Source organism: Pseudomonas juntendi (genome assembly GCF_009932375.1).
Taxonomy (GTDB): Bacteria; Pseudomonadota; Gammaproteobacteria; order Pseudomonadales; family Pseudomonadaceae; genus Aquipseudomonas; species Aquipseudomonas juntendi.
Genome location: NZ_BLJG01000410.1, coordinates 1 through 491 on the forward strand (window position 1 = coordinate 1; position 491 = coordinate 491).

At 61.7% G+C, this 491-nt stretch carries 1 protein-coding gene and 1 pseudogene; both read left to right on the forward strand.

The window, feature by feature from the left end; all coding sequences use genetic code 11:
- Positions 1-270 (forward strand): annotated as a pseudogene (locus tag GYA94_RS26370) (hypothetical protein); the annotation flags it as partial.
- Positions 267-491, forward strand: a 225-nt coding sequence (locus GYA94_RS26375; protein ID WP_174824214.1) for an asparaginase domain-containing protein, incomplete at its 3' end; no start/stop codon positions are given. The pseudogene GYA94_RS26370 and the gene GYA94_RS26375, both read left to right, overlap by 4 nt.

The following is a 491-nucleotide window of genomic DNA, read 5'->3' on the forward strand; positions in this document are numbered from 1 at the left end:
CGCGGCCAGTGGCAAGCCCGGGGGTGGTATCCGACTTATATTCCGATTGTCTCGATCGTGCCGGCCGCCGTGCTGACGCATGGCGGTAGTTGGCAAGTCATTGTGGCCAGTGCAGTGCTGGGGGCCCTGGTGGCTCCGCCGCTGGCAGTGGCGATCACGCAGCGGTTGCCGGGTTATGTGCATGGCTACATCGGCAACGTGGTGTCGATGGCGATCAGCACGTTGGGAATCGTACCGCTGATCGGGTTACTGGTGGGGGGAGAAGGATGATTGAGCATTCGGACCTGCCCAAGCTGTCGATCGCCAGTTTGGGCGGGACGGTCAGTATGCAGGCTACAGCGGGTGGGTGTGGCGTAACGCCCACCCTGGATTGTGAGCAGCAACTGCTTCAGGTACCGCAGTTGCGCGAAATGGCGCAGTTGACTGTAACGTCATCGAGCCTGGTCCCCAGTGCATCGCTCAGCTTCAACGCGTTGCTGGAAGTGCTGGCC